The organism is Chitinophaga sp. 30R24 (genome assembly GCF_049056765.1).
Classification (GTDB): Bacteria; Bacteroidota; Bacteroidia; order Chitinophagales; family Chitinophagaceae; genus Chitinophaga.
The window spans coordinates 1-8,950 of record NZ_JBJGXX010000024.1 but is presented as its reverse complement, the minus strand read 5'-3'; the positions used below and the strand labels follow the sequence as shown (position 1 = coordinate 8,950).

The window sequence follows — 8,950 nt, the reverse complement described above, 5'->3', positions numbered from 1 at the left end:
CAATGATAAAGTATTGCCATTTTACCAGGATCAGGGCATTGATCTTTTAAGGGTATTAACTGACAGAGGAACGGAATATTGTGGAGCAAGAGAGCATCATGAGTATCAGCTATATCTGACAATTGAGGATATAGACCATACCAGAACAAAGGCGAGAAGTCCTCAAACCAATGGTATTTGTGAACGCTTTCATAGAACAATACAGGAGGAGTTTTACACCATTGCATTTAGGAAAAAAATATACACAAGTTTGGAGTCTATGCAATCAGATTTAGATGATTGGATGAACTATTATAATGGACAAAGAACCCACAGTGGAAAGTATTGTTTTGGGAAGACTCCCCTGGAGACATTTACAGACAGTATTGGAATTGGCTAAGGGAAAGCGTATTACAGACTGGTATTTAGATGCCGAAGTAACTTCTTGATGCTTTATCCACAAAAAGATTTGCAGAGCCCCAATGGGGATTGCTCTGCAAATCTTTTTGTGAATAAAATATTCATAGATTTACAGCTGATTAGTTGGGCCCAAAATTAGCTGTCTGTCAGATTAAGTATTGACTATCACAATAAATGACAAAAGCCGCAGGCAAACACCTGCGGCTTTTGTCATTTATATAATTTGCATTTTACTGAATAATTTCTGTAAAAAAACCTTTGCCTAAAATAACAGATAATCCTTCTTCAAATGTAAATTCCTTACCTACTGTTAGATATTTTTCGGGAATAAAGCCGTCTAAAAAATCTATCTCTACTATTTCTTTTTCTCCTGGAAAAAGAAATTCCCTATTCAATAAAATTATCCTACCAGATATAGCTGAAGTATCATTTAATCCATTAAAAACTGGCCGATATCCTGTAACTATCGCATTATTGCGCCCACCTTCTTTTTTAAAAAACTCTAATTCTGCTAAAACCCTTATCATTTCTTATCATTTAAAATGGCCCCCAACCACCGCGAACATTTGGAGAATAGTTCAAAGGCTTGATTGTCTTTATTGTATTAAGCAAATTGGATGGTACAGCAACCCCATTATAACCATCCAGCACTCTCTTTTCAGCAAACCTCATTGTTTGAGCAGGAACTTTTACTTGAATAATAGTATTGGCAATACCATCAAAAGTAAAATTATTTCTCCCAAAATTTGCTGCATCTGCTGCTGTTGTCGCAAATAATTTACTCGATTCATAGCCGCCCGGTAAGGTCCTAAGACCATTAGCTGCAATATCAGCTAATTCAGCTCCAGAAACAGCCCTAAATAAAGTAGTTGCTTTCGAAGCTTGATACACACGCCCCAATAAACTAGCTACAGGTGGCAAAGGAACTAATAGCGATTCAACCGGGACATAATCAGCTCTACCTGATGCGCGCATAAACTGAATGTTCCCATTCTCATCAACCCTATGACTAGACCAATAAGCTGCTTGTTGATCAATATACTCATTAGCTACAGCACTACCTCCATGAACCCTTCCATTTGATCTAAAATTAACCGTATGGCCAACCGCAGTGTTTATCACAGCACCAGCTGGTTCACTATATGTTTTTTCTATCGTTGTATAATTTACATGGATTTTACGAGATGTCTTATTTACAACCTCACCTCCGGTTTGTTCCGCAACTTCCCTTGCTGCCCTTCTCTGTGCAGAGGTCGAACCAAATAAGCCAAAAAAATAATCTCCCAATGGGTCCATATGACTTATCGGGTTATTTCCCATGCTCACATATGGACTTTCACTTATAGAAGCCTCACACTTAGGATCAATTTGCCACCATCTTCCTATCTGCGGATCAAGGTTTCTATAAAACGCATCATACTGATTGAGGTCTAAATCCGTCGTATGCTCTATACCGTTGAACTCTTTTCTGTTCTTTGAGTATTGTGTCCCTTTCAACGCATTGGAACTTATCCCCACCATCGTTAACCCAAACGGATAATAATGTGTCTCCTCCAACAACGGGCCCGAGGCACTTTTCCTGATCACTTCCCCGTTGGCGACACATTTTTTTCAAAGACCTGCCCCTAAAATAAATAATCAGCTTTTGTACTATCGTGCTTCCGTCCAGGGATAGATGATGTGGGGAACGGCAGAACACAGGCTGAGCGATAAATCTATGTTCAACATGAGAATATAAACTCAACAGCAGTAACACATCATCTATCCCCGGACGGTGACCGCGTTTTATGACCGGTTAGATTTTTTTCTTTCATATGAAAAAATAAAATCCGTTATTTTTAGTGTTAGAAGTTCTTTGAGTGCCGTGCTGGAGGAGACGCTATTATTATCCGTTTGGGTTGACGATGGCGGGGATCTCGTCCAATGCGTTGAAGGGGGTGAATTATCCGGAGAACCGGAAGAAGTTCCAGGGGCAGGATTTTGATACTGAGTTAAGTCTTGATTGGTATGGCTTTAAATATCGAAATCATGATCCGCAAATTGGAAGGTTTATACAAATTGACCCGTTGGCGGATAAGTACGTATATAATTCTACGTATGCTTTTTCTGAGAATAAGGTTACTTCTCATGTTGAGTTAGAAGGGCTTGAAAGTATTTCTTTCCAATATAGTGGTGGCAATACTATGGCCGTTTCAAATTTATTCCGGCCAGAATCTAAGCAGATACCCAAGGAAGTTATTTTAAATACGCAGAGGGTTGAGAATGCTGTAAATGCAAAAATGGCTCCTGCCTTGCCCGCAACGGTGATGGCGCTAGAATTTAGCATTCCTTATTCATTAACGTTGCTTACTGGCGCTCCGGTCCTGCCATCTCCGCAAGCAATGTCTACCTCATTGACAGCTAGTAGTTTAGAATCTGGCTTACAGACAGAAAGTGGCGGTAGTAATACTTTATTCCATTATACCTCAGAAAGTGGTTATAAGGGAATTTTAGAGTCAGGAGAGTTAAATGCGTCAATAGGGTTTAAAAATGCCCGTCATGGTAATGGGCAGTATTTTACTGATATTGCGCCTGGTTCTGTTGGCGCAATGTCTAAATCTGAATTAACAGCTACTCAGGTTCAAGAAGGACAAATGTCATTAGGTCAATTATCATCAAAGCTATACGGAATGCCTTTTAAAACAGGTAGTCTTACACATTATATTGAAATAGATGTAAAGGGATTACAAATATCTAATCCCAAGAATAATATTTTCCTAAATAGTTCTAATACTTCATTGAATTTAGGAGGGCGAATCAAAAATCATGGTTTAACTATGGGCAATTAAGATGATGATGGATAAAGTATATATAAAGAAAGAGGGAGAATCTGCAGAAGGGGAATGGGGAACGTTTTATTTTGAATTTGCAGATAATTATGTTACTAAACAAATAGAAGTTTATCCTGCAAAGGTTATTTATCTGGATGAGAACAACCCGGAAGAAGGGGAACATATGTTAGGGGATCAGCCACTTGATCAGCTTGATTTTGATTCTTCTGATAGAATTACGGCTGAAGAATTTTATCAATTATGGAATAATAGGAAATAGAATGGCAGTTTTTTTTATTAAAGGAGATCTGTTTAATTATCCTGGCCTTACCGCCTATGCCCACGGGTGTAATTGTGCTGGGGCAATGGGAAAGGGCATAGCGCTGGATTTTAAGATCAGGTACCCAAAGATGTATGAAGAGTATAAGGTTCGTTGCAAAAATGGAACATTCAAATTAGGGAGTATTTTTGTTTATAGTTCCCCTCCATTTACTGTATTCAATTTAGGGACTCAAAAAAACTGGAGAACAAAAGCAGAGTTGTCCGCAATAATGGAAAGCTTGTCTTTGATGCTAAATTTTGCAGATGATAATGGTATATCGCAGATTGGCCTGCCAAGAATTGGGGCAGGCTTAGGAGGGTTGGTTTGGGATGAAGTAAAGGAGGTAATTGTTCATACAGCTAAAGATTCTATAGTTAATCTTATAGTCTTTGAAGAATTTTTAAAATCTTGATCATATTGCCACTTCTGTGCAATTCTACTGCCATCAATTTGAAGGATTTGTCATAACTCCTTCTTTCTTTTTTACTCATTGCTTTCAAAGTTAAGAAAAGAGCTTAACTATATGTCCACTCAAAGGTAGCAGTTCCAGAACGTATATGAGTTCCTCGATTCTTTCATTGCTAATAGAAAGATCAAAAACGTATTACAATAAGAAAACCACAGATTTTAATCTGTGGCTCGATTATTTAAAATTCAATAAGGCAAGCCCGCCGTAACTGTTGCAAAAGATTTGGGTATAGACGTAGGCATGCTTCGTCGATGGACCAGAGAGTTCAGTGTGCATGATAGCCGTAGTTTTCCTGGCCAAGGAAAACAGGATCAGACACCAGAGCAGAAGGAAATCCAAACCTTGAAGAAAGCACTCCATGAAGCAGAAATGGAAAATCGAATATTAAAAAAGGCAGTGAGCATTTTCTCCAGGGAAGACAACAAATATTCAGGTTCATAAAGGACCATCAGGCAGAATTTGATGTCGAGAAGATGTGTAAGCTGTTCAAAGTAAGTCGTAGTGGTTATTATGCCTGGTGTACAAGAAAACCATCAAAACTTTCCATGGACAGGCAAGTGCTTTGCAAAGGAGTTGAAGATATCTATCACAAAAGCAAAGGTCGATATGGGAGCCCTAAAATAGTTGCCGAACTTAGGTCTATGGGATTGCATGCATCCAGACCCAGAGTGGCCAGGATCATGAAGGACAAAGGGCTTCGCAGTATTATTACAGGCAAGTTCAAAGTATGCACGACAGATTCCAACCATAAACTGGAAGTGTCTGCCAATATCCTAAATAGAGAATTTACTGCCACAGCACCCTCAGAGAAATGGGTTTCTGATTTGACTTACATCCGGACAAAAAACGGATGGCTTTACTTAACAGCAATCATAGACCTGTTTGACAGAAAAATTATTGGATGGTCAATGAGTACTGGTATGACAACCAGAGAGACTATTGTTACTGCCTGGAATATGGCGATTAGAAATAGATCGGTGGCTCCAAATATGGTTTTTCACTCAGATAGAGGTGTACAATATGCCAGTGAGGAGTTCAAAGATCTGCTTAAAGGCAACTCCGTACAACAAAGTATGAGTAGAAAGGGTAGCTGTTGGGATAACGCAGTAATGGAAAATTTCTTCAAGATCCTTAAATCGGAAACCGGCCACCATACTGTATATGATTCAATAAATGTTGCAAAAAAAGAGATATTTGAGTTCATCGAAATATGGTACAACAGGCAGCGAATACATTCAATATTAGGGTATTTACCACCCGAAGAATTTAGTAAATCTATTCTAAATAAAGCAGCTTAATAAGTTGTCCATTTTTCTGTTGCAAATCCAATCAGCAAACCTTGGTCTCAAATGAAGCCATGGCGCCAGCGTCAATGTAACATGCAGACTGGATGAAACCAGCATCTACTCAATGGTATAAAGAAAGATATAATTTTTATCAGGAAAATCGGGCGGTTTGGAACCCAGATTATGAAAGACAAAAAGCAGCGGGAAAAGTAAAAAGCGAACAAGACTACATAAATAGGAAGATTAACGATTTTATAAATTAGCTATGAGAATTATTATTTCTGTATTCTATTTTTTGATCTTTACCTCTTGTATAAGGGGATACCAAAAAAAAGTAGACTTATCCCCGATTCTATCAAAGGACAGTGTATTTTATTTAAATATAAGAAAGGATAGCGCATATTTGATAAACTATGATCTTCAGCGTGCAACAACAAAAAATAACAGGTTTACCTATACGTCACATCGTGATACTTTTACTATTGTGTACGACTCACAATTTAGCAAATGGACTGGTATTTTCGGTGGAGATTCCATAAAACTTATATTAGAAAAAGAGCATATTTATGAAATAAATGGGACAAACTATAAAATTTACAAATTGATAAGAGATCCGGGCATTGCAGATGGTGAAATGTCATACTTTGTTAATTTAAAGATAGGAGTTTTAGCAATTAAGTCTAATACTTGGAGATCGTATCAAATACTAAAGAAAATTCAAGAACCAGATATGGAAATAGTATTATCATCATTGTTGTTTAATATAGTAAATGACGAGATATTTTGGAACAATCAAAATGTAACGTCTGATATAAAATTTGTTGCGCCTACCAAATAGGAACTGCAAATTGTTGAGGAGACGCATTATTATCCGTTTGGGTTAACGATGGCGGGGATTAGTTCGAATGCATTGAAGGGGGCGAATTATCCGGAGAATAGGATGAAGTATAATGGGAAGGAGTTACAATCGAAAGAGTTCGGGGATGGTTCAGGATTGGAGTGGTATGATTACGGTGCTAGGATGTATGATGCACAGATAGGAAGATGGCACGTGTTAGATCCTTTGGCAGATAAGATGCGCAGATGGTCTCCCTATAATTATGCCTTTGATAATCCAATAAGATTTATTGATCCTGATGGAATGGCACCCTTTACAGATTATTTTAATCTAAAAGGTAAACTTGTTAAACATATTGATGATGGTAGTACTGATAAAAAACTTGTATTAACCAACAGTAAGAGTACAGGTGACATAGATCAATCTATTGCAAAAGGTGAAGTAGTTAACATGCCTTCAAATGATGTTATCTCTGCTATGGATCAAGCTTATGGGTTAACGGAAAGTAATGGAAAGGAACACGGTTTTGTAGTTGCAACTGATGGTTCTGTTTCGTCAATGAAAGAGGGTAAAGAAGCCAGTGTGAAACTATCTACCAATTATGGTGAATTAGAAGATAAAGGGAAGCAGACGTCTTATGATGTACATACCCATCCCAATGGCAAAGATGCTAAAGGAGAGATAACAGATGTAGGAGCTCCCAGTCCTTCTAATGCTGATAAAAGTAGCTACGGTAAAGACGGTAATAATAATAGTCCAAGTGCGGTTCTTGGCTACAGCGTTGAGAAGACTACTTATACGGATCAATTGGGAGGGAACTCACGTACTACCACAACAGTTACTAAACAAGTAGGGTTCTATAATTCAAATGGACAAGTTGGTACGCCGGTAGATTATAATCAATTGAAAAAAGCGGTTAAAAAAGCAAATGAGTAATATATGCGATGTGTAAATATTTTGTTACTGATACTATTGTTTACAAAGTGTTCAATAGCACAACGTTCCCGGATAGATAGTTCGAACCAGCATGAATTATTTACGAGGTTTGTCAATAATAATGAAATGACGATAAGTCGTGACTCAGAGCGGGTGTCCGATAAAAAATTTGTGATTCAAGTTCCTCAAGGGCTACAAAATAGTAAGATGACGACCAATAACTATTTTTTACATCTTTTAAATTTTAAAGGGGGGCAAAAAATTGTACTATTATATCAGCCTTTTGATACTATTGGAATTGATAAACAAAACTTGAATCTGTCGTATGCTGATTTTGAAATATTGTGTAGTAAGGTAGGGTTATTGGAGAAACTTAACGGGATAGAATTTATGAAAAACAGGCTGTTTGGGTTGAAAGTAATAGGGAAGGAAAAGTTCTTTGTTATTTATTTGAATGTAAAAAATCAAGAGGTGGATGTTTATAATTATGCTATTAACAGTCTAACCTTGACATCTAAGGTTAATTAATAATGATTGTTTTTTAGATACTGTAAACGTGGCGCAGGTTATGCCTGCGCCACGTTCTGTTTAGTAAAAATTAATTGGATGCAGAAATTCGCCTGCTCAAACTAGGCCAATATTTCACATACTCAATATCTATGGAATCTCCTACTTGTAATTTAGGATCTTTTGAATCATTTTTATATGCTTCCCCATTAACATAAAAAAGGTATGAATAAGAGCCTTCACGACTTACAGGGCTATTACCCATATAATTTTTCTCATCAATAATTACAGCCCTCGCCCGCTGTGCATCATGCTTTAATAAATATCCAGTTAGCTGCCTTTTACCAACCTTATAGAAGATATAACCAAACATTACTAAAAAAACAATAATTGTGACTATATTTTTTAATTTATTCATGGCGTTTTTACCTCCGTTTTCTCTTTTACTTTATCCTTGGTCGCATTAGTGGTAATTTTAACGGTACTTTCAAGTGTACTCTTAGTACCTTCTACTACTGCCTCCGCTCCTTTCTTAATGGCTTGATTAGTACTTCTTGTAACCCTTCCTCCAGCAGCCCTAACTACACTTTTAGCAGTTTTAGCAATCTCACCTTTATTAACACCAACTTTAGACAAAATCTTGCCTCCTTTATTGGCCAAACCCGCAGCTGCCGCATCAACAGCTAAATCCACTACTGTATTCTTAACAAGATTAACTGCATTTTTTTCCACCTTAACCTGCAATCCATCTTCAGATGTCTTTACTTCTACTGCATTGTTAATTGCCGCTGTACCCACCTTTAGAGCCGTTTTTGCCGCAATCCTTGATACCACACTTCCACCACTTGTAACGGCACCTGTTACTGCAGCCGTGCCAATTGATACCAAATTAATATTATTGGTCCACGGGTTATCATTTCCTTGAATGTAGTTTGAAGCAACTTGCTCTCCATAATCAACAGCTGCTCCCACTATGGCTCCTATAATATTACCCCATATCTTCCCGTCCGGATCATTATTCTTAATTGGGTTATTAATCGCATAATGATATGGAGTCCAGCTTTCTTGTTCTCCTTCATCGGGTAACGGGTCTATCTGTAAAAATCTCCCTATCTGCTGATCATAAGTCCGAGCATTAAAATCATACAACTCCAACCCCGATCCATCACTGAACTCTCTGGACTGTAGTTCATTCCCGTTATACTTCATCCTATTCTCCGGATAGTTACTCCCTTTCAAGGCATTCGAACTTATCCCTGCCATCGTCAACCCAAATGGATAATAATAGCGTCTCCTCCAGCAACGGTCTCAAAGAACTTCTACCACTAAAAATAACGGATTTTATTTTTTCATATGAAAGAAAAAAATCTGATCGGTCATAAA

Annotated in this window: 12 protein-coding genes and 1 pseudogene; 9 read left to right on the top strand and 4 right to left on the bottom strand. The window is 37.7% G+C overall.

The window, feature by feature from the left end; genetic code table 11:
* Positions 1-379, top strand: a 379-nt coding sequence (locus ACDQ55_RS21345; protein ID WP_420983672.1) for an integrase core domain-containing protein, incomplete at its 5' end; no start/stop codon positions are given.
* 250 nt (positions 380-629) lie between these two features.
* Here the strand turns inward: ACDQ55_RS21345 and ACDQ55_RS21340 are convergent.
* Complete coding sequence (locus ACDQ55_RS21340; protein ID WP_420983671.1) at positions 630-926, bottom strand: hypothetical protein; 297 nt, start codon at positions 924-926, stop codon at positions 630-632.
* 10 nt (positions 927-936) lie between these two features.
* Complete coding sequence (locus tag ACDQ55_RS21335; protein ID WP_420983670.1) at positions 937-1,986, bottom strand: RHS repeat-associated core domain-containing protein; 1,050 nt, start codon at positions 1,984-1,986, stop codon at positions 937-939.
* 317 nt (positions 1,987-2,303) lie between these two features.
* Between ACDQ55_RS21335 and ACDQ55_RS21330 the strand changes: the two genes are divergently transcribed.
* From ACDQ55_RS21330 to ACDQ55_RS21295, 8 genes and pseudogenes are all read left to right on the top strand, one after another.
* Entirely contained in the window at positions 2,304-3,227 is a 924-nt protein-coding gene (locus ACDQ55_RS21330; RefSeq protein WP_420983669.1) for an HYD1 signature containing ADP-ribosyltransferase family protein, read from the top strand.
* Position 3,228: 1 nt separating this feature from the next.
* Complete coding sequence (locus ACDQ55_RS21325) at positions 3,229-3,489, top strand: hypothetical protein (RefSeq protein ID WP_420983668.1); 261 nt, start codon at positions 3,229-3,231, stop codon at positions 3,487-3,489.
* Between the two features lies 1 nt (position 3,490).
* Positions 3,491-3,943 carry a macro domain-containing protein gene (locus ACDQ55_RS21320; RefSeq protein ID WP_420983667.1) on the top strand — a complete coding sequence of 151 codons (453 nt, stop codon included), beginning with the start codon at positions 3,491-3,493 and terminating at the stop codon, positions 3,941-3,943.
* Between the two features lie 267 nt (positions 3,944-4,210).
* Positions 4,211-4,441, top strand: a pseudogene (locus ACDQ55_RS21315) (transposase); the annotation flags it as partial.
* Positions 4,384-5,298: an IS3 family transposase gene (locus ACDQ55_RS21310; protein WP_420983674.1), complete on the top strand. Its 915-nt coding sequence runs from the start codon at positions 4,384-4,386 to the stop codon at positions 5,296-5,298. The pseudogene ACDQ55_RS21315 and the gene ACDQ55_RS21310, both read left to right, overlap by 58 nt.
* A gap of 253 nt (positions 5,299-5,551) precedes the next feature.
* Positions 5,552-6,124, top strand: a complete 573-nt coding sequence (locus ACDQ55_RS21305; RefSeq protein ID WP_420983666.1) for a hypothetical protein — start codon at positions 5,552-5,554, stop codon at positions 6,122-6,124.
* A 3-nt stretch (positions 6,125-6,127) separates the two neighbouring features.
* Positions 6,128-7,060 (top strand): RHS repeat domain-containing protein, encoded by a 933-nt coding sequence (locus tag ACDQ55_RS21300; RefSeq protein ID WP_420983673.1) that lies wholly within the window; start codon positions 6,128-6,130, stop codon positions 7,058-7,060.
* A gap of 126 nt (positions 7,061-7,186) precedes the next feature.
* Positions 7,187-7,588 carry a hypothetical protein gene (locus ACDQ55_RS21295; protein ID WP_420983665.1) on the top strand — a complete coding sequence of 134 codons (402 nt, stop codon included), beginning with the start codon at positions 7,187-7,189 and terminating at the stop codon, positions 7,586-7,588.
* A 70-nt stretch (positions 7,589-7,658) separates the two neighbouring features.
* On the opposite strand, the gene ACDQ55_RS21290 is transcribed toward ACDQ55_RS21295, so the two are convergent.
* Together ACDQ55_RS21290 and ACDQ55_RS21285 are read right to left on the bottom strand one after the other, a co-directional pair.
* On the bottom strand, positions 7,659-7,985 hold the full coding sequence (locus tag ACDQ55_RS21290) for a hypothetical protein (protein ID WP_420983664.1): 327 nt from the start codon (positions 7,983-7,985) through the stop codon (positions 7,659-7,661).
* Entirely contained in the window at positions 7,982-8,830 is an 849-nt protein-coding gene (locus tag ACDQ55_RS21285; protein ID WP_420983663.1) for an RHS repeat-associated core domain-containing protein, read from the bottom strand. The genes ACDQ55_RS21290 and ACDQ55_RS21285 overlap by 4 nt, the downstream gene beginning before the upstream one ends.
* Positions 8,831-8,950 lie beyond the last annotated feature (120 nt).

Coding starts and splice junctions, on each gene's coding strand:
- ACDQ55_RS21320 (WP_420983667.1), top strand. CDS start 3,491: ATGGCAGTTTTTTTTATTAAAGGAGATCTGTTTAATTATCCTGGCCTT.
- ACDQ55_RS21290 (WP_420983664.1), bottom strand. CDS start 7,985: ATGAATAAATTAAAAAATATAGTCACAATTATTGTTTTTTTAGTAATG.
- ACDQ55_RS21340 (WP_420983671.1), bottom strand. CDS start 926: ATGATAAGGGTTTTAGCAGAATTAGAGTTTTTTAAAAAAGAAGGTGGG.
- ACDQ55_RS21305 (WP_420983666.1), top strand. CDS start 5,552: ATGAGAATTATTATTTCTGTATTCTATTTTTTGATCTTTACCTCTTGT.
- ACDQ55_RS21330 (WP_420983669.1), top strand. CDS start 2,304: ATGGCGGGGATCTCGTCCAATGCGTTGAAGGGGGTGAATTATCCGGAG.
- ACDQ55_RS21295 (WP_420983665.1), top strand. CDS start 7,187: ATGACGATAAGTCGTGACTCAGAGCGGGTGTCCGATAAAAAATTTGTG.
- ACDQ55_RS21325 (WP_420983668.1), top strand. CDS start 3,229: ATGATGATGGATAAAGTATATATAAAGAAAGAGGGAGAATCTGCAGAA.
- ACDQ55_RS21285 (WP_420983663.1), bottom strand. CDS start 8,830: ATGGCAGGGATAAGTTCGAATGCCTTGAAAGGGAGTAACTATCCGGAG.